Here is a 22,938-nt window from a genome sequence, read left to right on the forward strand (position 1 = left end):
AATATGACAGCATTGGAAGTAGGTAATTTAGGTGGTTTGGTCGCATTTTTTATAGCAATTATGGTGGGGCCGCCAATTTTAATGACAATCATTGGTTTTGCAGTAAAGAAAAACCACCCCAATGGAGCAAAAGTTTGTTTTATCATTGGAGCATTATATTTGATTATTGGATTAGGAATATGCGGAACACTTATATCTTAAGAAAAACCCCCAATAAACTGAACTATTGGGGGTTTCAAGTTGTATAATAAGTAGTTTAAAATTTATATAAAAGTCCAAACTTAGGTTGGTCAAAGATATTTTCGAATAGGTTTACATTTAATTGGAATGTATTTGAAGAAGGACCGTTTTCCGGAGAAACACTGTTGTAAGACAATACATTGGCCAATACAAAAGTTACTGCAATATTTTTGGTTACAAAATAGTTTAAACCAACAGTGATATTGGCAGTTAGACTATTAGTGTCATCAGATCCTGTAGGGTCTTCCACTTTGTTTCGGCCATAGCCTAAACCAGCTTCGCCATATGCTTTAAAACGTTTTTTATCTAATTCTAGCACATAATATCGTGCAAACCCGCCAATACCGAATATATTAGTTTTGGTTTTTGTCGATTCGTATTTGTTGCTGGAAAAACTTAATTGACCTCCAACAGCAAATTTGTCATTGAGGAAATACCCAAATTTAGGATTAAAAGCATAATAATCCTGATCACCGCCTGTGGCAATTTGCAAAGCACCTTCGATAAACATATCGCCATGAGCAAAGGTAATGCCCTTTGCAGAATTCATTTCAGAATTAACCTGATCTTCTTGTTGAGCATTGGCAAAGTAAAAACTAAATACGGCTAAAATAATTGAAAATTTGGTTTTCATAATCTTACGGTTTTAAAGTTGTAAGATTAAAAATACATTTTTTATTGTAAATTTAACTTTAAGTTCGACGAACTGCGTTAAAAATCAGGTATTTATATATTTTTTGTTTACCAAATAAGATAAATCTTACTTAAAATAACTATATTTTTAACTAATTGATACTCAGATGAACATGAAAAATAAACAAAAAACCCGATAACATAAGTCATCGGGTTAAGTCTATATTCTTGGATCTTTCTTCTATTCTCTAAAAGAAAGCTTAGTCGTTCAATTTCAAAACAGCCATAAACGCTTCTTGCGGAATCTCAACGTTTCCTACCTGACGCATACGTTTTTTACCTTTTTTCTGTTTTTCAAGAAGTTTACGCTTACGCGAAATATCTCCACCGTAACATTTTGCGGTAACGTCTTTACGAAGTGCTTTAATAGTTTCACGAGCGATAATCTTAGCTCCAATTGCAGCCTGAATCGGAATATCAAATTGTTGTCTTGGGATTAACTCACGTAATTTCTCAGTCATTTTTTTACCGATGTTGTACGCGTTGTCTTCGTGAATCAATGCAGAAAGCGCATCAACCGTTTGAGCATTCAAAAGAACATCCAGTTTAACTAATTTTGAAGTTCTCATTCCGATAGGAGAATAATCAAAAGAAGCATAACCTTTTGAAACTGTTTTTAGACGATCGTAAAAATCAAATACAATTTCGGCCAAAGGCATGTCAAAGTTTAATTCAACACGTTCTGTTGTCAAATAGGTTTGGTTGGTAATTTGACCACGTTTTTCGATACATAAACTCATTACGTTTCCTACGAAATCAGCTTTTGTAATGATCGTTGCTTTTATAAAAGGTTCTTCAACTCGGTCTAAACGAGAAGGTTCAGGTAAGTCAGAAGGATTATTTACAACAAATGAAGTTTCAGGGTCTTTTTTGGTATATGCCAAATAGGAAACGTTAGGAACTGTAGTAATTACAGTCATGTCGAATTCACGCTCTAAACGTTCCTGAATAATTTCCATGTGAAGCATTCCTAAGAATCCACAACGGAAACCAAATCCTAAAGCCGCAGAACTTTCAGGAGTAAAAACTAATGAAGCATCATTCAATTGCAGTTTTTCCATAGAAGAACGCAAATCTTCATAATCTTCAGTATCAACAGGATAAATTCCGGCAAATACCATTGGTTTTACATCCTCAAAACCAGTAATCATATTGGTTGTTGGCGTTTTGGCATCAGTTAGTGTATCTCCAACTTTTACTTCTTTGGCTTCTTTAATTCCGGAAATCAAATAACCAACATCGCCTGAAGAAATTACATTTTTTGGAACCTGATTTAATTTTAAAGTTCCAATTTCATCAGCAAAATATTCATTGCCTGTAGCCATGAATTTAATTTTTTGCCCTTTTTTGATTTCTCCATTTACAACTCTGAAGATTACCTCAATTCCACGAAACGGATTGTAAACCGAGTCAAAAATCAAAGCTTGTAATGGCTCATCTGGATTTCCTTTTGGAGCAGGAATTTTTTCAATAATAGCTGCTAAAATATTTTCAACACCAAAACCTGTTTTTCCGGAAGCGTGAATAATATCTTCAAGTTTACATCCTAATAAATCAATAATATCGTCGCTTACTTCCTCTGGATTGGCACTTGGTAAATCGACTTTATTTAAAACCGGAATAATTTCCAGATCATTTTCTAAAGCCAGATATAAGTTTGAAATTGTTTGTGCCTGAATACTTTGTGCAGCATCAACGATCAAAAGTGCTCCTTCGCAGGCAGCAATCGAACGAGATACTTCGTATGAAAAATCAACGTGACCAGGAGTGTCAATTAAATTTAAAATATATTCCTCTCCTTTATAAGTATATTCCATTTGTATGGCGTGACTTTTTATGGTAATTCCGCGCTCACGCTCCAGATCCATGTTGTCAAGCAATTGTGCTTTTTCTTCACGAGCTGTAACAGTTTGTGTAGCGCCCAATAAGCGGTCTGCCAATGTACTTTTACCGTGGTCAATGTGTGCAATAATGCAAAAGTTACGTATCTTCTTCATTTTAATATATCAATTCTCTTTGCGAGTTTAAGTATTTTCTGGATGTAAATTGCGCTATAACAATTGTTTTATAGCATCTTATTAAGGGGCAAAGATAGCGCAAAGTTTTGGATTCTGGAATGATGAACGGCCGATAGTTAAACCGTAGAATTCAATTTTTTATTTTAAAACTCAAAATTAAATCCTTTCTCGGTTAATTTCTTGTAGATCTCGGCATCAAATTTATATAGTTTTGCTGCCCGATGCGAAACATCTTGTTGTTTTTCGTCAAGTTCAAGCAATAATTTCATGTGGAGAATTTTTCTTCTAAAATTAGATTTGTCCAGTTCGATACCAAGAATTTCTTCATAAAGATGCATTAACTGCAATAAAGTAAATTTTTCAGGTAAGAGATTAAAACCAATAGGAGCCTGACGTACTCTATTTTGAAGCTGCATTAAACTAAAATTTAAAATCTCATTGTGATCAAAAATCAAATTCGGAATTTCGTTGATTTTGCACCATTTTGCTTCTCTTACAGCAAGACTCGCTTTTATATTATGATCTTCCTGATTGACCAAAGCATAATAGCCAATTGTTATAACCCGACGATCTAAGACCCGATTTGGATTAGTAAACGCTTTAAGCTGTTCCAGATAAATATTATCAAGACTGGTCAGTTCATACAAAACTCTGTGTGCAGCATCCTCGGCACTTTCTTCTTTTTTGATCCAGCCTCCTGGTAATCCCCAACTTCCTTCACTTTCTCCTATAGCATGTTGTACCAAAAGCACTTCGAGACCTTCTTTTTTAAATCCGAATATTACGCAATCAACCGTTACACCTTCAATGGCAGGCATGTTAGTTTGCGATGCAGTTTTGTTATCAGGTATAGAATTATTTTTCAACGATGCTGTTTTTTACTTTTATAGTGTTTTAAAATTCAAAGTTAAAATCTTTTTCAGGACAACTCAATGTTATTTTTCAGATTCAGACGTTTCTTTTTCTTCCGGTTTGTCAGTATGTTCTTTTTTAAAAGTATCGTACCATTTTTCGATAGAAGGATAGACAAAAGCAGCCACTTTTTTTACGGGATTATAAAAAATGGATTTGTTTAAAGTTTCTTGCTTGGCAAAAGTATTATTGAAGTTTATTTTTTCGAATAAAGCAATAAAAATGCTCAGAATCAAAATGGTTTTTAAAACTCTGAAAAATCCGCCGCCCAATTTATTCATCCAGCCCAGCATGGCAAAATCGGCAATTCCGGTTAATATTTTAGCCAGGAAATAAACACCAATTACAACAAGTATAAAAGTCAGTATAAAAGCCGTAATCTGAATATTGACAGGATTCCATGAAACATGTTTTGAAATCATGCCAGTCATTAAAGAAGAAAATTTAATCGCCAGATAAATTCCAAGTAATAAAGAAATAAAAGAGGCAACTTCTACAAAAAGGCCATTTTTAACTCCTTTGTATAAACTATAAACGAAAAGTGCGGCAACGATAATGTCAAAAAAACTCATGGTTTGGTTTTATGTTTAATGAGGCGCAAATATATATCTTTTTTTAGGTTCGGAGGTTCAGAGTTGCAAAGGCTCAAAGTTTCTTTTCGGGAGATTATAAATCTATCTTTAATGTGTTTAATTTTTTTAAGCACAATGAATCTGAACTATGTATCTTTGCAAATCAAATTTTAGAATTAAGATTGTGATTCTGCCCCCCTCAGAATTGATTTTTAAATCAACAATCTTAAATCTATAATCAAAAATCATAAATTAAAATGTCTAGAGATACACAACTAAAAGAGCGCTGGGAAAAGCTCGTCGATATACTTTCAAATCAATTTTCGCAAGGAGAAGATTTAGATTTGGATGCCATAATTTACCTAATTGGAGTTCAGGAATTTGGAAAAGTGCACCGCGAATTCAAAAAAGATGAGAAACTGAATCTGATGCATATTGCAATTTGCCGATTATTGGAGCCATACGGTTTTTACGAATTTGAGTACTTTGATGAAGACGGATGGCCACATTATAAAGTAAAAGAACAATTGCCATCTTTGAAAGCCGGTGAGCAATCGGTTTTAATGAAAGAAGCAATTGTAAGTTATTTTTTAGAAAGAAAACTTATAGAGTAGTTTTTCGTTGCAGTCTCAGTTTTCAGCAGAATGAATTAAAAACTGAAAACTTCAACTGTATACTTTCAAATAAAAATTTTGCAAAGATGTGTAGATATGCAATGACTTCCTATAAACCTCATTATGCTTGTTTTAATTGTCGAAAAACATTTAAAAGAAGACTTAAGGGGGATATAAAAGATGGTGCAGAATTAAATTATGAAGCCAAATGTCCTGAATGTGGTGAGTTAACGGCAAATATGGGACTTGATTTTGAATCTCCAAAAAAGGATGATGTAAAAAAATGGGAACATATTAAAAATTTATATGCCGTTGGAATTACATTCCATTCTTGTGGTTGCAGTGGTCCTGGTTATATTCCTAATTCAAAAGAAAAGTTAATCGAATATTTTGAAGGACTAAAAGAAACTTATCTTAAAAATATGGATTTTTGGCGTACAAGAATAGAACCATCTAATAATAGGGAAAGAGATCGTGATTGGACTAAAAATGGAATTGAGTTAGCAAGTGTAGGATCCAGATATGGAAAAGAAATTGTTAAAAATCAGGATGGTATAAATTATTGGCATAAAAAAATCACTGAAGTTGAAACTAAATTAAATAGGATAAAATAATTTCAAATACATAGTTTATAAGATACAATTCGATCTGAAAAATTTAATGATTTTGTTGAGTTGATCTATAAATAAAAGCCCTTTTTTTGTTCTTTTACAAATAGTAATTTGAAGGAACTCTTAGTTACAAAGGAAACTTTCAACTTTAAATATTAAACTTGAAACAAATTACTTAAATTTGTATTCACAAGAACTGAATGAAAATGATAGACAAGATAAAAGAACATATAGAGGAAGCCAAAGCCTTTAATGATAAAAATAAAGAATCTTTAGAACAATTCCGTATTAAATATTTAGGTAGTAGAGGCTTAGTAAGAGAACTTTTTAATGAGTTTAAAAATATTCCAAACGACCAGAAAAAAGATTTTGGAGTTGTAATGAATACCTTAAAAGCTGCTGCTGAAGAGAAAGTAAGAGTTATTCAGGAAGAACTTGAAAGCAAGGAAGAGAAAAAAGGAGTTTTTGGCGATTTGACACGTGCAGCTGAACCGGTAATTATTGGTTCTCGTCATCCTATTTCAATTGTTAAAAATCAAATTATAGATATTTTTGCCAATATTGGATTCAATGTTTCTGAAGGTCCGGAAATTGAAGACGACTGGCATAACTTTACAGCATTAAACTTACCGGAATATCATCCGGCACGTGATATGCAGGATACGTTTTTCATTCAGACAAATCCTGATGTGTTATTGCGTACACATACATCATCTGTTCAGGTACGTTATATGGAAAACCATAAACCGCCAATTCGTACTATTTCTCCGGGACGTGTTTTCCGTAATGAAGCCATTTCATCTCGTTCGCACTGTATTTTCCATCAGGTAGAAGGATTGTATATTGATAAAGATGTTTCTTTTGCTGATTTGAAACAAACATTGCTTTATTTTACTAAAGAAATGTTCGGAAAATCAAAGATTCGTCTTCGTCCGTCTTATTTCCCGTTTACAGAACCAAGTGCTGAGATTGATATCTATTGGGGATTAAAAACCGAAACTGATTATCGTATTACAAAAGGTACAGGATGGTTAGAAATTGGAGGTTGCGGAATGGTAGATCCAAATGTTCTTAAAAATTGTGATATCAATCCGGATGAATACAACGGATTTGCTTTTGGAATGGGAGTAGAGCGTATTGCGATGCTTTTATACCAAATTGGTGATATTCGTATGTTTTATGAAAATGATGTTCGTTTCTTAGAGCAATTCAAAGCAAATATATAATTTAAGTCAAATAGTCATAAAGTCGAAAGTCGAAAGTCCTAAAATAATGGCTTTTGGCTTTCGACTTTATGACTTTCGACTTTTAAACTTTTGATTAATATGAAAAAAGATATAGTAATTCCAGAAGTCGAAAACGTATTTCTTGCTGCAGTGCAGGAATGGAGCGATGATTTTATGGAAAAAGTATGGTATGCTTACCTTGTTAATGACAGCGATTTTAATCTTGACAGCGTTATGGTAGTTTCAAAAGCGTTTGGAACAATTGATGGTGAAATGAAAAAAACGTCAATTCTTCGTCACGCATTTGTTGAGGTTCCTGCCGTTTCTGTAGTAAAAATCGAAATGATTGAGAAAAGTCTTTTGGTTATGAATAATGAATTTATGGTGACATTCTTTATTGGAAACACTTTATACGACAAGAAATTTACTTTCAAATCTAATTTAATCAACGAAAATGATACTGAAGAAGTGCCAATTTTGTTTGTTGAAGGGATTATGGTGAAGTAGTTTTTTAGAGAATAGATTATAGAAAATAGAATAAAGAAGAAAGAGTCAAGACGAAATTTAATTAGTCTTGACTCTTTTTTTATTCTCAAAGTATAGAAATCTATTCTCTTTATTCTATTCTCTTTATTCTATTCTCTTTATTCTATTTTCTTTCTTCTAAAAAAAACTAATCCAAAGACTCAGTCAACTTCTTAAAAACAGATTTAGCATCTTTTCCTTCATATAAAACAGCATAAACAGCGTCTATAATTGGTGTTTTTGCTCCATAGCCTTGATTTAGTTTATAAGCACTTTTTGTTGCGTAATAACCTTCAGCAACCATGCTCATTTCCATCATAGCACTTTTTACAGTATATCCTTTTCCTATCATGTTTCCGAACATTCTGTTTCTTGAGAAAACCGAGTACCCAGTAACTAATAAATCGCCCAGGTATGCAGAATCGTTAATATTACGTTTCATTTTATGTACTTTTCGGATGAATTTTTTCATTTCGCGAATTCCGTTACTCATCATAACAGACTGGAAATTGTCTCCGTAACCTAAACCATGTGCAATTCCGGCAGCGATCGCGTAGATGTTTTTAAGCATTGCAGCATATTCAGTACCGATAATATCATCAGAAATTTTAGCTTTAATATAATTTCCAGAAAGTGATTTAGCTACATTTTTTGCTTTATCCGGATCACCGCAAGCAATTGTTAGGTACGAAAGTCTTTCTAAAGCTACTTCTTCAGCATGACAAGGTCCTGTAATTACTCCGATGTTGTAATATGGAATATCGTATTGAATATGGAAATGTTCTCCAACTATTAAACTGGTTTCCGGTACAATTCCTTTTATGGCAGAAAAAATGATCTTGTCAGACAAAGAAACCGTCATGTTTTTTAATTCGGCATCTAAAAAAGCAGATGGAATGGCAAAAATTATATAGTCTGCATATTCTATTGCTTCGTTTATATTACTTGTTAACTTAAGCTTTTTGGTGTCGAATTCAACAGAGCTTAAGTAGTTTGGATTGTGTTTGTATTTCTGAATATGTTCGATTGCAGATTCATTACGCATGTACCACGCAATTTCTGAAAGATTAACGCATAACATTTTTGCAATAGCCGTTGCCCAGCTTCCTCCTCCAATTACTGCAAATTTTAAATTTTCGCTCATTATTTTAATAATTTAAAACAAAAGTACTTAATAATGTAGTAATAACACAAAATCTCATTTAAGAAATTTATAAATTGATTTCAAACACTTTGGTTTTCAAGGGGTTTTTAAACGGACAAAAAAATATTTTTTATGCTATGCAATAAAACACAATGGCTTGCGTTGTAACTAATTATAAATTTGAATTTTAATGAATTTAACAAAAATTGAGTTAGTTAGTTTTGTTTTAGTATTTTGAAAAGGCGTTCCTAATAAAATTAAGAGCGCCTTTTTTATGAAATTCCAATAAAAAAATTCCAAATTCCAATAAATCTAAGATTGGAATTTGGAATTTTTTAAAACTTGGAATTTATACTTTAGTAACTAAGCTCAACAATAGATTTCACTTTATCTAAAGTAACCAATTGATTTTCACCTAAACCTTTCCAGCCTCTTTCGTTAAAACGATTTACGATAAAGTCGGCTGTATTGCTATAGTCTTCGGTATATTGCGAAAGTTTAGTATCCATTCCCATTGTATGGAAAAATTCAACTGTTTTATTGATGGCTTCTTTTGCTACTTCTTCATCAGAACCAGAAAGATTAAAAATACGTCTTCCGTATTGTGCTAATTTCCCTTTTTTAGTTTCAAACATTACAGTGTATAAACTTGGGCCAATAATAGCCAAAGTTCTGGCATGATCTATTTCATAAAGAGCCGTTAATTCGTGGCCAATCATGTGAGTTGCCCAATCACTTGGAACACCTTTTTGAATTAATCCGTTTAAAGCCATTGTACAGCTCCACATAAAGTTTGAAGCCAAAGTATAATCTGTTGGGTTTTTAACAACGCCCGGACCAACTTCAATTAAAGTCTGCAAAATTCCTTCGGCAATTCTATCTTGTAAAAAGGCATCAGTTGGATACGTTAAATATTGTTCCATAACATGCGTGTAAGCATCTACAACACCATTTTCAAGTTGTCTTTTTGGTAAAGATGCAATAACTGTCGGGTCGCAGATGGAGAATTGCGGAAACAAAGCGCTTCCACCAGAAGATAATTTTTCCTGTGTTGCTTCAATAGTTACCACGTATCCTGAATTCATTTCACTACCCGTAGCCGGAAGCGTTAAAACAGTTCCAAAAGGCATTGCGTTTTCTTTAATTAAGAGACGTTTTTGTAAAATGTCAGTTGGATTTCCTTCAAAATGTACTGCAGCCGAAATAAATTTTACACCATCAATGACAGATCCGCCACCAACAGCCAGAATAAAATCAATTTTTTCTGCTTTTATTACTTCAACAGCTTTTAGTAAAGTCTCAAATCTCGGATTTGGCTCAATTCCGCCAAATTCAACAATTTCAAAACCTTTTAAATTGTTAATTACCTGATCGTAAATTCCGTTTTTAAAAATACTTCCGCCACCATAAGCCAAAAGGATTTTAGCATTTTTTGGAACCAAAGTTGAAAGTTTTTCTATTTGTCCTTTTCCGAAGATTAAATTCGTCGGATTGTATAATTCAAAGTTTAGCATGTTTTTTTAGGTTCTAAGATGCTAAGGTTCTGAGGTTCTAAGTTTTTTTTCTTTGAACTCATCTGTAGCCTAGCACATTGTTGTTTATTTAATTTTTTAATAGTAATGAAATAAGAGATTGAGTTTTTTAAGATGCTAAGAGAAAACCTTAGCATCTTAGTAACTCAGTCCCGATAGTTATTGGGATAGCGCCTTATTTGCTCAATTTTTGTAATAATTTGTCCGCAACCAGTTTAGATGATGCCGGATTTTGTCCTGTAATTAAAAGTCCGTCTTCAACAGCATAAGGTTGCCAGTTTGGTCCTTTAGAAAAAATACCTCCGTTTGATGCCAAAGCATCTTCTAATAAAAAGGGAACAACTTTAGTTAAACCAACAGCTTCTTCTTCTGCATTGGTAAATCCGGTTACTTTTTTACCTTTTACCAAATATTCACCTTTTACTTTTACGTTTTTCAAAACTGCCGGAGCGTGACAAACAAAAGCTACAGGTTTGTTATGCGTGTAAAAAGATTCAATCAAAGCAATTGAACTTCTGTCTTCTACTAAATCCCAAAGCGGACCGTGGCCACCAGGATAAAAAACAGCATCGTAATCTTTTTGATTTATGGTTGAAAGTTTTATAGTGTTTTTTAATTTTTCCTGTAATGTCTTGTCAGCGTCAAAACGTTTTGTGTCTTCTGTTGCCGAAGCAGGATCAGCACTTTTAGGGTCAATTGGAGGTTGTCCTCCGAGCGGAGAAGCAATTGAAATTTCTATTCCCTGATCTAATAATTCGTAATACGGCGCAGCAAATTCCTCTGACCAAAATCCTGTTTTTTCTCCTGTATTGCCCAGTTTATCATTGCTGGTAACAACAAATAATACTTTTTTCATACTTTTTTTATTTGATTTTTGAGCCATAGCCGAAAAGCTAATTGCTGTGAATACTATAATTCCGAGTAATGCTATTTTCTTCATATGTTTAAATTTTTAGCAAATTTAACGCTAAAGTGATATTTGTAAAAATAAAATAAACTATGTTTGTTATTAAATAATTTATATCATGGTAAACTTAGAATGGTACAGAACGTTTAAAGCGGTTTATAAAAATGGTAATTTTTCGTTAGCCGCAAAAGAGTTATTTATGAGTCAGCCTGCCGTTAGTCAGCAGATTTCTATGCTCGAGGCTCATGTTGGAAATAAATTATTTAATCGAAAATCAAAAGGAGTAGAACCAACCGAATATGCTAAGTTACTCAATAATTTGATTATAGATGCATTGGAACGTCTTGAAAATGTGGAAACTAGCTTTCGTGCTAAAGCTGAAGATGCCAACAGGTTAATTTCGATTGGAGTTTCGCAACATCTTTTTGGCTGTATTGGAGATCTTTTAATTTCGAAGTTTGATTTAATCGATTTTACTTTTGCAGAAAATGATGCACTTTTTGAATTGGTAGATGCTAAAAAGCTTGATTTTGCCATTGTTACTAAAGGTTTTGAGACGTTTGATACGGTATACGAAATTGTAGGGAAAATTAAGCTGATAATGGTAGCACCAACAAATCAGGATGTAACCGAGTTTCGTCAGCGATTAAAAGCAGATAATTTTACAGAAATTGAGCAATGGCTTAACGAACAAAAATGGTACAGTCATGACGCACGAATTCCGCATATAAAATTATTCTGGCTCCATGCTTTTAATAAAAAAAGACCTTCGATGGTGCCCAATTATATTATTCCCTCTGAATCTGAAATGCTTAAAATATTGGCAAAGAATGAAGGTGTGGCAGTAACCTGGAATTGTAATGCGAGAAAATATATTCAGGAAAATAAATTGCAGTTATTATGGAATAGTTTTCATGTACCCGAAGAGTTTGTATACGTTTTAACAGCTAAGAATAATAAATCTAATACGCTTTTTGATATTATTTCTAAGGAACTAAAACTGTTTTTTGGTAATAGATTATGATATAGATCATTTGTTGATATTGCTTAAAAGTATAATTTTGATAAAATAAACCACTAAAGTTTTCAAAAATGAAAAAGATCGTATCCGTTTTAATTCTTATTGCAGCTGTATTTATGAGTAATTCTTGCAGCAAACATGATGACGAGGTGATAATTGATTGTCTGGCAGAATCTCTGTATGTCAAACTACATAATTCTACAGATGCCGTGAATCCGAAGTTAATGAACTATTCAGTTGAGTACAGTGGAACTGGAACTTTGATTTCTGTAAAATGGACATTTGGAGATGGTACTACGGGAACCGGAAAAGAAGTTACTCATACTTATGCCGCGGCTGGTACATACGAGGCAAAGGCTGAGGTTACGGTTAAAAAAGACGGTACAGAATGTACTTCTGTTCCAAAACGAACTGTGACAGTGAACTAGAAAAGTAAAACGAAGAAAATAGGTGTGAGAGCCAGTTTTATAATTTATTGCTTGGGTAATAGATTATAAAATTGGCTCTCATTCGTTATATTTGTTTGATATGATTTAGGATTATGGAAAATTTACAAAATATAAGAATTGCTGTTGATGCAATTGTTTTTGGTTATAAAAACAATGGTTTATATGCGCTTTTAATTGAACAGAAATTTGGTTCAGCAGATAAATATTGGGCATTGCCCGGAGGTTTAGTTCAGAATGATGAATCCTTGAGCGATGCAGTAATACGTGAATTGCATGAAGAAACCAATGTACAGTTAACTTTTATGGAACAGTTGTACACTTTTGGAGATAATATTTACAGAGATTCCCGAAACCGTGTAATTTCGGTAGCCTATTACGCATTAGTCGACGCTTCAAATTTAGAAATTAAAGCCGATACAGATGCCGAAAGAGTGCAATGGTGTAAAATAGATGAAATTCCAACTTTGGCTTTTGATCATAATTTAATACTCGAAAAAGCAATTTCCAGATTAAAATCAAAACTAATCTATGAACCAATTGGTTTTGATCTGCTTCCCGAAGAATTCTTGTTTTCAGATCTTGAAAATCTTTATTGCACTATTTTAGAAAAAGAAATTGATCGACGAAACTTCAGAAAAAAAATCCTCAGCTTTGATATTTTAGAGCAAACAGAAAATTTTTCACCCGTAAAAACAGGTCGCCCGGCGAAACTTTTTAAATTCAATAAATTGAAATATAATGAGTTATCGAATAGGGGCTTTCACTTCGAAATAAAGTTTGCGTAATTTTTACACAAAATAAATTGTTTATTTAAAATTAAATTCTACATTTGCGTATAATTAACGCAAACTAAAAACCTATGATACTAAATCTTGACCCAAAATTCACTCCTTTTAACAATCAGGAAGAAATCAAATTTCAAAGTTTTACATTTTCTGGAGGAGAACCTCATATAAAAATTAATCCCGATTTTGATAGCAATCAGAAAATAACAATCACACATAGATTAAATTCTTTCAACGATTTAGGTTTGTTGTGTATTGCAGTTGATGCGTTGCGCAGAATGGACGTTAAAATTATCGATCTCTTTATTCCGTATTTTCCGGCTGCCAGACAAGATCGTGTTATGATTCCCGGCGAACCATTATCTGTAAAAGTTTATGCTGATATTATAAATGCCTTGCAATTAAACAAAGTGTTTGTTTTTGATGCGCATTCTGAAGTGACTCCGGCTTTAGTAAACAATTGTACTGTAATTCCGAACCATACTTTTATTCAGCAAATTTTAAAAGTTATAGGTGAAAACGTAAAATTGATTTCTCCGGATGGCGGCGCTTTAAAGAAAATCTACAAAGTTTCTGAATTTTTAGGTGGAATTGATGTTGTAGAATGCAGCAAAAGCCGTGATGTAAAAACAGGAAAATTATCTGGTTTTAAAGTATATGAAGAAGATCTAAAGGGAATGGATTGTTTAATTGTGGATGATATTTGCGACGGAGGAGGAACTTTCGTAGGATTAGCTGAAGAATTAAAAAAGAAAAATGCCGGAAAATTATACTTAGCAGTAAGCCACGGAATTTTTAATAAAGGGTTTGAAGTTTTAAATTGTTTTGATAAAATCTTCACAACCAATTCAGTAAAAGACTTTGACAATGAAAAGGTTGAAGTCGTAAAATTAGAATTATGAATAAAAATTATAGAGTAGAAATAGCAAATAAAACCTTAGAAATAGTTAAGAATGGGTTTTATGAATATAAAGGAAAAAAGATTGTTGTAGAAAAAGAACTCAAAGAATCTATACAAAATACGTTTACAATTGCGCCAAATGATTGGGACGCAATCCTGAAAACTCCAATTGAGAATAAGTTTGAAACAGAAATTGTTACTAAAAATTGTTCTACAATTGAAGCACTTGCTCAAGAGAAAAATGACAAAATCTGTGTTTTGAATTTCGCTTCAGCAAAAAATCCGGGTGGTGGATTTTTAGGCGGTGCTTCTGCTCAGGAAGAAAGTCTGGCCAGATCTTCAAACCTTTATGAAACACAAATCAAAAACAAAGCGATGTATGATTTTAACAGAAATCAATCTTCGTTTTTATATTCAGATTATATGATTTATAGTCCGAATGTTTTGTTTTGGAACGATGATAATGGAAATTATTTTGAAAAACCATTAACAGCTGATGTAATTACAGCAGCTGCACCCAACAAAGGTGCGATGGTGCAACATAACAGGAAAGAAGAAATTGCCGAAATAGAAGAGGCTTTAAAAGAAAGAATGGATAAAGTATTGGCAATTGCTTTAAAACAAAAAAGCAATACACTGATTTTGGGAGCTTGGGGCTGTGGTGTTTTTAGAAATGAATCCAAAGATGTAGCCTATTTGTTCAAAGAAATTATTACAGATAAATATGCAGGAGCTTTTAAAAAAATAGTTTTTGCCGTATTTGACAATTCTGAAAAGAAATCAAACTTTAAGCAGTTTGAAGATATGTTTAATTAGTTTCAAGTTCTCAAAGTAACCTGAAACCTAAAACAAAAAAATGAAATACAATATAGATACTATAGCTCCGGAAAGTAAATTTTTATTTTTCTGGGGACATCAGCCAAGTAAAGACGGAACAATAATCAAAACCTGTTTCAGCCAGTGGTGGTTAAGCTCTTTTGAAGTGGAAGGAGTTACCTATAAAACTGCAGAGCACTGGATGATGGCAAAAAAAGCGGAATTGTTTAAAGACCAGGAAATTCTAGAAAAAATCATAAAATGTAATTCTCCTGCCGAAGCCAAAAAATTAGGCCGTAAAGTGAGAAACTATGATGATAAAATCTGGTTAGAAAACCGATTTGAAATCGTAAAACAAGGGAATTATCATAAGTTCAGTCAAAATGCAGATTTGAAAATATTTTTGCTGAATACCTATGATAGAGTTTTGGTAGAAGCAAGTCCTGTTGACTCTATTTGGGGAATTGGAATGGCAGGGGATCACAAAGACGCTTTTAGTCCTAAAAAATGGAAAGGCTTAAATCTTTTAGGTTTTGCTTTGATGGAAGTTAGGGATGAGCTGAGATAAAACTACGAATGAGAGGATGTTTGGAAGAAGCATTTCATAAGTAGTAGAATTATAAACGAATTTAATTTGCGTTCTCTAAACTAAGAACGTTTGAAGTTAGAACGTTTGAAAAAAATATTAAAAATGAATGAAAATATAGCAAAAAGCGTCAGTAAGTTTTTAAGTCTGGTGCTTAGACATTCGCCGGAAAAAATCGGATTAAAATTAGACGAAAACGGTTGGGCAGATGTCAATGAATTAATAGAAAAATGTACTAAAAAAGGGAATCGTCTTGACGCTGAACTTTTAGATTACGTTGTAGAAAATAACGATAAAAAGCGTTTTGCTTATAATGAAGATAAAAGCAAAATTCGTGCAAGTCAGGGACATTCTATTTCAGTAGAACTGGATCTGGCAGAAACAGAACCTTTAGAATATTTGTATCACGGAACGGTTGGAAAATTTATGGAAAGCATAGAGAAAGAAGGTTTGAAAAAAATGAACCGTCAACATGTGCATCTTTCCAAAGACAAAGAAACTGCGATTAAAGTAGGTAGCAGACGTGGCGTTCCTCAAATTTTGACCGTTAGAAGCGGTGACATGCACAGAGACGGATTTAAATTTTATTTGTCTGAAAACAATGTATGGCTTACAGATGAAGTTCCGGCAAAGTATCTCGAGTTTAAATCTTAAAATAATCTAATAAAGAAGTTATGATTTTAGAAGCAGCAATAGGCGATGCATACGGTGCAGGTTTTGAATTTAGAGATTTAAGTTTTATCTCTAAAAATAACAATTTGACTCAGTATGATAAACATGGAATGTACACAGAGATTTATAAAAAATATACTGATGATACCCAAATGGCGATTGCGATTTCGGAATTGCTTTTAGAAGAGGATAATTGGAATGAGATTAAAGTAGCAGATAAGTTTGTAGAAGTATTTCACAGAGATAAAAGAAGAGGATATTCAGACAGAGTTTACAACGCTTTGGATGCCAGTAAAAACGGTTCTGATTTTATCAAAATAATCGACAATGGAAGCAGTGGAAATGGTTCTGCCATGAGAGCGTATTCCATTGGATATTTAAAAGATATTAAACAAATACTCGAGTTCTGTGAGATTCAGGCGAAAACTTCCCATAATACAGTTGAAGGAATAAGCTGTGCTAAGCGTATAGCTTTAGCAGTTCATTATTTTAAATATAATCTGGGTGACGGATCTACTCTGATAAATTTTCTAAATGAAACTTTAAAAGAAAATGAAAACTATAGAATTACTTCTCCAATCGACATGCATGGATATCCAACAACACAAGCTGTAATTAAAATGGTTTCAGAAGCTGTTTCTATGAAAGATTGCCTAAAAACAGGAATCGGTTATGGCGGAGATACAGATACCGTTGCAGCTTTGTCTATGGCAATTTTAAGTCAGAAGCAAAATTGTGAGAAAACGTTGCCATCATTTCTTTATGAAGAATTAGAGAATGATAAATTCGGAAAAGATTTTCTAATAAAATTGGATGCATCTTTGAATAACAAGTTTAGTTAATCATGTAAAGAACTTTTTACTAATCATAAAATGCGTAGTTATGCTAAATATCATTAATGAAGGATTGGATATTTATACAATAGATAATTTTCTTAGCCTGGAAGAATGTAACGAACTGGTAAAGAAAAGTGAGTTAATTGGTTTTGAAGAAGCTGAAGTTAATGTTGATGGAGCACAAAAAATGATGAAAATGGTGCGCAATAACGAACGTATCATGTATGAGGATCATGAATATGCATCTTTAATCTGGCAAAAATTAAAATCTTATGTTAAGCCTGTTGTTAACGAGAGTATAGTCATAGGATTAAATGAAATGTTTAGGTTTTATAAGTATAACCCTAGCCAGCGATTTAAAATGCACCGAGATGGTAGTTATAAACGCAACGAATCTGAATTTAGTTATTATACTTTTCTCATTTATTTGAATGAGGGATATGTAGGCGGAGAAACAAAATTTGCTTCGGGAGAAATTATTACGCCCAAAACCGGAACAGCGCTTATTTTTGAACATAGTCAGCGTCATGAAGGAGCAGCTTTGATTTCGGGAATAAAGTATGTTTTAAGGAGCGATATTATGTATAAACTGAAAGACGGTAATAATTGATGAAAAGAACTCTGGTTTTTGGCGATATTCATGGTGGATTAAAAGCATTAATTCAGTTGTTAGAAAGAATTGATTATTCAGAAAATGACAGATTTATTTTTCTGGGAGATTATGTTGACGGCTGGAGTGAATCAAAACAATTGATTGATTTTCTTATCGATTTATCCCAAAAACAAGAATGCATTTTTATAAAAGGAAATCACGATGCCTGGTGTCAGGAATGGTTAGAAGATGGTGTGATAAATGATATTTGGTTTTTACACGGAGGAAAATCAACTATAGAAAGTTATGCCGATATTGAATTTTCAGAAAAAGAAAAGCACCGCCATTTTTTCAATGAGATGAAAGATTATTTTGTAGACGAAAAGAACAATTTGTTTATTCATGCCGGCTTTTCATCTATGCACGGTCCGGAGAAAGAACATTACAAAACCAATTATTCCTGGGATAGAACTTTGTGGGAAATGGCTTTAACGATGGATAAAAGAATTCAGAAAGATTCACTTTCGTACCCGAAAAGATTGTTGCTTTTCAATGAAATTTATATCGGTCACACACCAACACTTCATTATGATGTCGAAATTCCGATGCAAGGCTGTAATGTTTGGAATATAGATACCGGAGCAGGTTTTTATGGAAAATTAACTTGTTTGGATGTTGAAACAAAAGAATTTTGGCAGAGTGATGCAGTACAAACATTTTATCCAGCTGAAAAAGGAAGAAATAAATAACCATGAAGAAAATTTATAAAGCACCCGAAGAAATCCCCTCGAAAATCGATGTGAAAACCATTTTTTTGGCTGGTTCAATAGAAATGGATAAAGCGATTAACTGGCAGTTGCGCTGCGAAGAATTGTTGCAGAATGATTAATGTTATTTTTAATCCAAGAAGAAGCGAGTGGGATAGTAGTTGGTCGCAAACCATAGAAAATATTCATTTTAAGGAACAGGTAAGTTGGGAACTTCACGCACTTGAAAGAGCAGACATTATTATCATGTATTTTGCAGAAAACACAATGTCACCAATATCGTTACTGGAATTTGGACTTTATGCCCAATCGAATAAAATGATGGTAGTGGTAGAGGAAAATTTCTGGCGCAAAGGTAATATTGATATTGTATGTGAGAGATATGCGGTCGAACAATTTAAAACATTAGAAGAGTTAGTTCAAAATCTATTAAGATAAAAAGTACACGGTCATAATTAGAAAGTATCATGAAAAGTAAAATAGAATCAGGTTTATTTGGTGTTGCGATTGGTGATGCTTTGGGCGTTCCGGTAGAATTTTACTCCAGATCATCTTTAAAAGAAAATCCTGTTTCTGAAATGATTGGGTACGGAACACATTACCAGCCGCCAGGAACCTGGAGCGATGATAGTTCTCTCGCTTTTTGTTTAGCAGAAAGTTTATGTGGCGGTTTTGATTTAAATAATATGGCCAAAAATTTCGTTAGATGGTATAATGCAGATTTATGGACACCGCATGGAAAAGTTTTTGATATTGGAATAGCAACAAGAAATGCAATGCATAATATAGCAAAAGGACATCAGCCTGATTTATGTGGCGGTTTTGAAGAAAGAGATAATGGGAATGGTTCCTTAATGCGTATTTTACCATTGGTTTTTTATCTTCAAAAAGAAAAAGATATAGAAGTTATTTATCAGAAAGTCAAGGCTGTTTCGTCGATCACGCACGCCCATTTCCGTTCCGTATTTGCTTGTTTTATTTATGTTGTATATTGTTTGGAGATTCTAAAAGATAAAGATAAATTCGAAGCTTATAAAGAAATGCAAAATGTTGTTTCAAGATTTTTAGAAAGCAAAGAATTTAACCCAGTAGAAATTGGATTGTTTGAAAGGATTTTGAAGAATGATATTTTTTCATATTCAGAAAATGAAATTCATTCGTCCGGTTATGTACTGCATAGTTTAGAAGCTAGTGTCTGGTGTTTTTTAAATTTTGATTCTTATGAAGAAACGGTTTTAAAAGCCGTTAATTTAGGTGGAGATACAGATACAACAAGCGCAATTGCCGGAGGATTAGCAGGGATTTATTACGGTATCGAAAATATGCCTCAAAAATGGATTGACAATTTAGTCAGGTCCAATGATATTAAAGATTTAGCAGAAAGATTATCACAAAAAATATAAAAATATATGAACCCATTATTATTAACCGATGGTTACAAAGTTGACCACAGAAGACAATATCCAGATAATACCACTTTAGTTTATTCTAACTGGACACCTCGTAAATCAAGAATTGAAGGTCTGGATGAGGTTGTGTTTTTTGGATTACAGTATTTCATCAAAAAATATATCATTAACGATTTTGAGGAGTATTTCTTTAAAAAACCAAAAGAAGAAGTGATTAAGAAATATTCCAGAAGAATCAATAATTATTTGGGCGAAAACCAAGTTGGTACAAAACATATCGAAGACTTACACGATTTAGGATACATCCCGATGGTTTTTAAAGCTTTGCCAGAAGGAGCAAGCGTTCCGTTGCGAGTGCCAATGTTTACGATGTACAATACCATTCCGGAGTTTTTCTGGCTGACCAATTATTTCGAAACTTTACTTTCTGCAGTAATCTGGCTTCCTTGCAACTCAGCAACACTTGCAAAAGAGTATAGAAAAGTATTAGATAAATATGCCGACCAAACTTCATCTGTTCCTGAATTTGTAGATTGGCAGGCGCATGATTTCTCTATGAGAGGAATGGGCGGAATCGAAGCAGCAGTAACTTCTGCAGCCGGACATTTATTGAGTTTTACAGGATCTGATACAATTCCGGCAATAGATTTCTTCGAAGAATATTACAAAGCCAATTCTGATTTAGAATTAATTGCAGGTTCAGTAGCCGCTACAGAACATTCTGTAATGTGTATGGGGACTACAGAAGGCGAGTATGAAACTTTTAAAAGATTGATTACAGAAGTATATCCAAAAGGAATTGTTTCTATCGTTTCTGATACCTGGGATTTATGGAAAGTTTTGACGGATTATTTGCCTCGATTGAGAGAAGATATCGTTTCAAGAGAGGGTAAAGTCGTAATTCGCCCTGACAGTGGTGATCCGGTTGATATTATCTGTGGAAATCCAAACGGAAAAACAGAACAAGAAAAGAAAGGGGTTATCGAATTGCTTTGGGATGTTTTTGGCGGTACAACAAATGCAAAAGGATTCAAAGAATTAGTTCCGCAAATCGGAGCTATTTATGGAGACAGTATTACTGTAGCAAGAGCAACACAAATTTGCGAAAGATTGAAAGCAAAAGGATTTGCCTCTACAAATGTTGTTCTTGGAATTGGTTCTTTCACTTATCAATACAACACCAGAGATACTTTCGGATTTGCGATGAAAGCAACTTATGGAGAAGTAAACGGAGAGGGAAGAGCCATCTTTAAAGATCCAATTACAGACGACGGAACTAAAAAATCGGCCAAAGGATTGATGAAAATAGATTTAATCGACGGAAAGTATCATTTAACTGATAATGTTTCCTGGGAAGAAGAAAAACAAGGTGAATTGAAAGAGATTTTCAGAGATGGAAAACTTTTGATTGATCAATCGCTGAGTGAGATTAGAACGAGAGTTAAAAGTGAAGTGAGCATAGAAGCTTAATTATAAACGAAAGCCTGAATTGAAATTCAGGCTTTTTATTGAAATTATAAATGTGGTGAGGCCTTTGTCAAAGTTCGAAACTTTGACAAAGGTTTTTTCGTTTTAAGAGAAATCAATTGCCTCCAGTTTTAACTGGAGGTTAAAAGAGATATCGCAACATCGGCTTTAGCCAAACGTATTTTGGCTAAAGCCATGTGTTGTTGAAAATAAAAAACCTCCAGTTAAAACTGGAGGCAATTCAAAAATTTAAATGCAATATTTTGCTTTAAATTCCTGAGCATCTTTGTTTGAATTAAATTTTATTAAACCAAGACCTTCTTTATTACTAATTTTCTTTTCTCGGATTAATTTTCCAATTAGAAATTCGAAAAGAATATACGATCGATGTTCTTCATTGATAAAATCTAAATATTCTTTTTTGAAAGGAATTTTTTCGGAGGAAATAATATGAATTAAAGTATTTTGTAATTCATCAAGATGACGTTCGGTATTTAACTGAAAATGTTTTTCAATTTTAATTCCGTTACAAGTAAATGAAATTAGATTTTCGACGCCATTCCCATACATAGGACCATATCTGTAATTTTTTGTTTTTTCTCCAGAGAACGAATTTCCATAAATAACTAAATTTTCTAATTTTGAATATTTGTATTCAATTCCATTTATAACTAAGAAGTCTTCTCTAAATGTAATTTTCCCATCAAAAGCGCCATTAAGATTTTCAAATTCCCCTAGTCTGATAAAATAACTACTAAAATTTACTAGAAAGATAATTAATGATATATAATAAATCCACTGAGGGAATTTATAATTGTAATATTTTTCAATGAATAAAATTGGTAATGAATATATTACAAGTACTCCTAAAGAATACCAGCAAAGTTTTTCTGATCGAGTTAAATTAAAACCTTTTGGTTCTTTAGGAATGAAAATAGAGGCGGAGAAAAGCATCTACTTCTTATAAAAATTATTATGATCAATATATTCCCAAACTTTTGGCGGTAACAAAGGCTGAATATTTTTGCCTTCTTTAATACTGTTTCGAATAAAAGTTGAAGAAATCTCTACAATTGGAGCATCAATAATATGGATTTTTGGATGCGATTTTAACTCGATATTTTCCGGTTCATCAGAAATACGTGGATAAACATATATATCATGATTATCAAGGATTACTTCATAGTTCTTCCACTTATGGAATGTTTTCAAATTGTCTTCACCCATAATCAATGAAAATTCATGATTTGGGTATTTTTCCTGTAAATGTGCTAAAGTAATTACGGTATAATTGGGCTGAGGTAATTTAAACTCAATATCAGATGGTTTAATTTTTGGATATTCTTCTGTAGCCAAAAAAACCATTTGCAAGCGCTGATGATCGTCAAGCAGAGTAGCTTTCTTTTTTAAAGGATTATGAGGTGTAACCACCATCCAAATCTGATCTAAATCTGCAAACTCGGCCATATGATTGGCAATGATCAAATGACCAACATGAATGGGATTGTAAGTTCCGAAATATAAACCTATTTTCATTTTCTAGAGTTTCACAGAGAGTTGCTAAGATAGCACAAAGATTCGCAAAGTTTTATTTCAACTTGGCGAATCTTTGCGTTTTTCTTTGTGGATCTCTGCGGAATAAA

The 22,938-nt window shown here is 33.0% G+C and carries 28 protein-coding genes; 19 read left to right on the forward strand and 9 right to left on the reverse strand.

All coding sequences use genetic code 11. The features are described from left to right. Window positions 1-3: 3 nt before the first annotated feature. On the forward strand, window positions 4-201 hold the full coding sequence (locus OLM51_RS03805) for a hypothetical protein (RefSeq protein WP_264553077.1): 198 nt from the start codon (window positions 4-6) through the stop codon (window positions 199-201). Window positions 202-256: 55 nt separating this feature from the next. Here OLM51_RS03805 and OLM51_RS03810 read toward each other — a convergent pair whose 3' ends face one another. From OLM51_RS03810 to OLM51_RS03825, 4 genes are all read right to left on the reverse strand, one after another. Then, window positions 257-874, reverse strand: coding sequence for a porin family protein (locus tag OLM51_RS03810; protein WP_264553078.1), 618 nt, complete (start codon window positions 872-874; stop codon window positions 257-259). A gap of 259 nt (window positions 875-1,133) precedes the next feature. Further along, on the reverse strand, window positions 1,134-2,930 hold the full coding sequence (gene lepA / locus OLM51_RS03815) for a translation elongation factor 4 (RefSeq protein WP_264553079.1): 1,797 nt from the start codon (window positions 2,928-2,930) through the stop codon (window positions 1,134-1,136). Window positions 2,931-3,094: 164 nt separating this feature from the next. Beyond that, a complete protein-coding gene (locus OLM51_RS03820; protein WP_264554272.1) occupies window positions 3,095-3,769 on the reverse strand; it encodes an NUDIX hydrolase in 675 nt (224 codons plus the stop codon). Between the two features lie 117 nt (window positions 3,770-3,886). Further along, a complete protein-coding gene (locus OLM51_RS03825; protein ID WP_264553080.1) occupies window positions 3,887-4,435 on the reverse strand; it encodes a CvpA family protein in 549 nt (182 codons plus the stop codon). Window positions 4,436-4,692: 257 nt separating this feature from the next. Between OLM51_RS03825 and OLM51_RS03830 the strand changes: the two genes are divergently transcribed. The 4 genes from OLM51_RS03830 to OLM51_RS03845 all read left to right on the forward strand — a co-directional run bounded on the left by OLM51_RS03830 (window position 4,693) and on the right by OLM51_RS03845 (window position 7,393). Further along, the gene (locus tag OLM51_RS03830) at window positions 4,693-5,049 is read left to right on the forward strand and encodes a hypothetical protein (RefSeq protein WP_264553081.1); all 357 of its coding nucleotides are present in this window, start codon (window positions 4,693-4,695) and stop codon (window positions 5,047-5,049) included. Between the two features lie 86 nt (window positions 5,050-5,135). Continuing rightward, entirely contained in the window at window positions 5,136-5,663 is a 528-nt protein-coding gene (locus OLM51_RS03835) for a hypothetical protein (protein ID WP_264553082.1), read from the forward strand. Between the two features lie 203 nt (window positions 5,664-5,866). Then, window positions 5,867-6,886: a phenylalanine--tRNA ligase subunit alpha gene (pheS, locus tag OLM51_RS03840; RefSeq protein ID WP_264553083.1), complete on the forward strand. Its 1,020-nt coding sequence runs from the start codon at window positions 5,867-5,869 to the stop codon at window positions 6,884-6,886. Window positions 6,887-6,985: 99 nt separating this feature from the next. After that, window positions 6,986-7,393 (forward strand): hypothetical protein, encoded by a 408-nt coding sequence (locus OLM51_RS03845; protein ID WP_264553084.1) that lies wholly within the window; start codon window positions 6,986-6,988, stop codon window positions 7,391-7,393. 166 nt (window positions 7,394-7,559) lie between these two features. Here the strand turns inward: OLM51_RS03845 and OLM51_RS03850 are convergent, their stop codons facing one another. The 3 genes from OLM51_RS03850 to OLM51_RS03860 form a co-directional block, all read right to left on the reverse strand. Continuing rightward, window positions 7,560-8,555 carry an NAD(P)H-dependent glycerol-3-phosphate dehydrogenase gene (locus tag OLM51_RS03850; RefSeq protein WP_264553085.1) on the reverse strand — a complete coding sequence of 332 codons (996 nt, stop codon included), beginning with the start codon at window positions 8,553-8,555 and terminating at the stop codon, window positions 7,560-7,562. Between the two features lie 356 nt (window positions 8,556-8,911). Further along, window positions 8,912-10,069 carry an iron-containing alcohol dehydrogenase gene (locus OLM51_RS03855; protein WP_264553086.1) on the reverse strand — a complete coding sequence of 386 codons (1,158 nt, stop codon included), beginning with the start codon at window positions 10,067-10,069 and terminating at the stop codon, window positions 8,912-8,914. 193 nt (window positions 10,070-10,262) lie between these two features. Next, window positions 10,263-11,027: a type 1 glutamine amidotransferase domain-containing protein gene (locus OLM51_RS03860; protein ID WP_264553087.1), complete on the reverse strand. Its 765-nt coding sequence runs from the start codon at window positions 11,025-11,027 to the stop codon at window positions 10,263-10,265. Window positions 11,028-11,112: 85 nt separating this feature from the next. Here OLM51_RS03860 and OLM51_RS03865 point away from each other — a divergent pair, with 85 nt between their 5' ends. The 14 genes from OLM51_RS03865 to OLM51_RS03930 all read left to right on the forward strand — a co-directional run bounded on the left by OLM51_RS03865 (window position 11,113) and on the right by OLM51_RS03930 (window position 21,298). Then, window positions 11,113-12,018: a LysR family transcriptional regulator gene (locus tag OLM51_RS03865; RefSeq protein ID WP_264553088.1), complete on the forward strand. Its 906-nt coding sequence runs from the start codon at window positions 11,113-11,115 to the stop codon at window positions 12,016-12,018. Window positions 12,019-12,086: 68 nt separating this feature from the next. Next, window positions 12,087-12,443 carry a PKD domain-containing protein gene (locus tag OLM51_RS03870; RefSeq protein ID WP_264553089.1) on the forward strand — a complete coding sequence of 119 codons (357 nt, stop codon included), beginning with the start codon at window positions 12,087-12,089 and terminating at the stop codon, window positions 12,441-12,443. Window positions 12,444-12,556: 113 nt separating this feature from the next. Continuing rightward, window positions 12,557-13,249 (forward strand): NUDIX hydrolase, encoded by a 693-nt coding sequence (locus OLM51_RS03875; protein ID WP_264553090.1) that lies wholly within the window; start codon window positions 12,557-12,559, stop codon window positions 13,247-13,249. Window positions 13,250-13,323: 74 nt separating this feature from the next. Beyond that, a complete protein-coding gene (gene prs, locus OLM51_RS03880) occupies window positions 13,324-14,151 on the forward strand; it encodes a ribose-phosphate diphosphokinase (protein ID WP_264553091.1) in 828 nt (275 codons plus the stop codon). Beyond that, window positions 14,148-14,966 carry a TIGR02452 family protein gene (locus OLM51_RS03885; RefSeq protein WP_264553092.1) on the forward strand — a complete coding sequence of 273 codons (819 nt, stop codon included), beginning with the start codon at window positions 14,148-14,150 and terminating at the stop codon, window positions 14,964-14,966. The genes prs and OLM51_RS03885 overlap by 4 nt, the downstream gene beginning before the upstream one ends. A gap of 40 nt (window positions 14,967-15,006) precedes the next feature. Then, complete coding sequence (locus OLM51_RS03890) at window positions 15,007-15,534, forward strand: NADAR family protein (RefSeq protein ID WP_264553093.1); 528 nt, start codon at window positions 15,007-15,009, stop codon at window positions 15,532-15,534. Window positions 15,535-15,657: 123 nt separating this feature from the next. Beyond that, entirely contained in the window at window positions 15,658-16,206 is a 549-nt protein-coding gene (locus tag OLM51_RS03895) for an RNA 2'-phosphotransferase (protein ID WP_264553094.1), read from the forward strand. 20 nt (window positions 16,207-16,226) lie between these two features. Beyond that, a complete protein-coding gene (locus tag OLM51_RS03900) occupies window positions 16,227-17,066 on the forward strand; it encodes an ADP-ribosylglycohydrolase family protein (RefSeq protein WP_264553095.1) in 840 nt (279 codons plus the stop codon). A 40-nt stretch (window positions 17,067-17,106) separates the two neighbouring features. Next, the gene (locus OLM51_RS03905) at window positions 17,107-17,670 is read left to right on the forward strand and encodes a 2OG-Fe(II) oxygenase (protein ID WP_264553096.1); all 564 of its coding nucleotides are present in this window, start codon (window positions 17,107-17,109) and stop codon (window positions 17,668-17,670) included. Beyond that, on the forward strand, window positions 17,670-18,401 hold the full coding sequence (locus OLM51_RS03910) for a metallophosphoesterase family protein (RefSeq protein ID WP_264553097.1): 732 nt from the start codon (window positions 17,670-17,672) through the stop codon (window positions 18,399-18,401). The genes OLM51_RS03905 and OLM51_RS03910 overlap by 1 nt, the downstream gene beginning before the upstream one ends. A gap of 2 nt (window positions 18,402-18,403) precedes the next feature. Continuing rightward, window positions 18,404-18,541 (forward strand): nucleoside 2-deoxyribosyltransferase domain-containing protein, encoded by a 138-nt coding sequence (locus tag OLM51_RS03915; protein ID WP_264553098.1) that lies wholly within the window; start codon window positions 18,404-18,406, stop codon window positions 18,539-18,541. After that, a complete protein-coding gene (locus OLM51_RS03920; protein WP_264553099.1) occupies window positions 18,534-18,857 on the forward strand; it encodes a nucleoside 2-deoxyribosyltransferase domain-containing protein in 324 nt (107 codons plus the stop codon). Before OLM51_RS03915 ends, OLM51_RS03920 begins: the two co-directional genes overlap by 8 nt. A gap of 29 nt (window positions 18,858-18,886) precedes the next feature. Then, window positions 18,887-19,822, forward strand: a complete 936-nt coding sequence (locus tag OLM51_RS03925) for an ADP-ribosylglycohydrolase family protein (protein WP_264553100.1) — start codon at window positions 18,887-18,889, stop codon at window positions 19,820-19,822. A gap of 6 nt (window positions 19,823-19,828) precedes the next feature. Then, window positions 19,829-21,298, forward strand: coding sequence for a nicotinate phosphoribosyltransferase (locus OLM51_RS03930; protein ID WP_264553101.1), 1,470 nt, complete (start codon window positions 19,829-19,831; stop codon window positions 21,296-21,298). A gap of 246 nt (window positions 21,299-21,544) precedes the next feature. On the opposite strand, the gene OLM51_RS03935 is transcribed toward OLM51_RS03930, so the two are convergent. Both OLM51_RS03935 and nadD read right to left on the reverse strand, forming a co-directional pair. Next, a complete protein-coding gene (locus tag OLM51_RS03935; protein ID WP_264553102.1) occupies window positions 21,545-22,249 on the reverse strand; it encodes a hypothetical protein in 705 nt (234 codons plus the stop codon). Continuing rightward, window positions 22,250-22,831, reverse strand: coding sequence for a nicotinate (nicotinamide) nucleotide adenylyltransferase (nadD, locus tag OLM51_RS03940; protein WP_264553103.1), 582 nt, complete (start codon window positions 22,829-22,831; stop codon window positions 22,250-22,252). Window positions 22,832-22,938: the final 107 nt, after the last annotated feature.

Origin of the sequence: Flavobacterium sp. N2038 (assembly GCF_025947185.1) — a bacterium.
Classification (GTDB): Bacteria; Bacteroidota; Bacteroidia; order Flavobacteriales; family Flavobacteriaceae; genus Flavobacterium.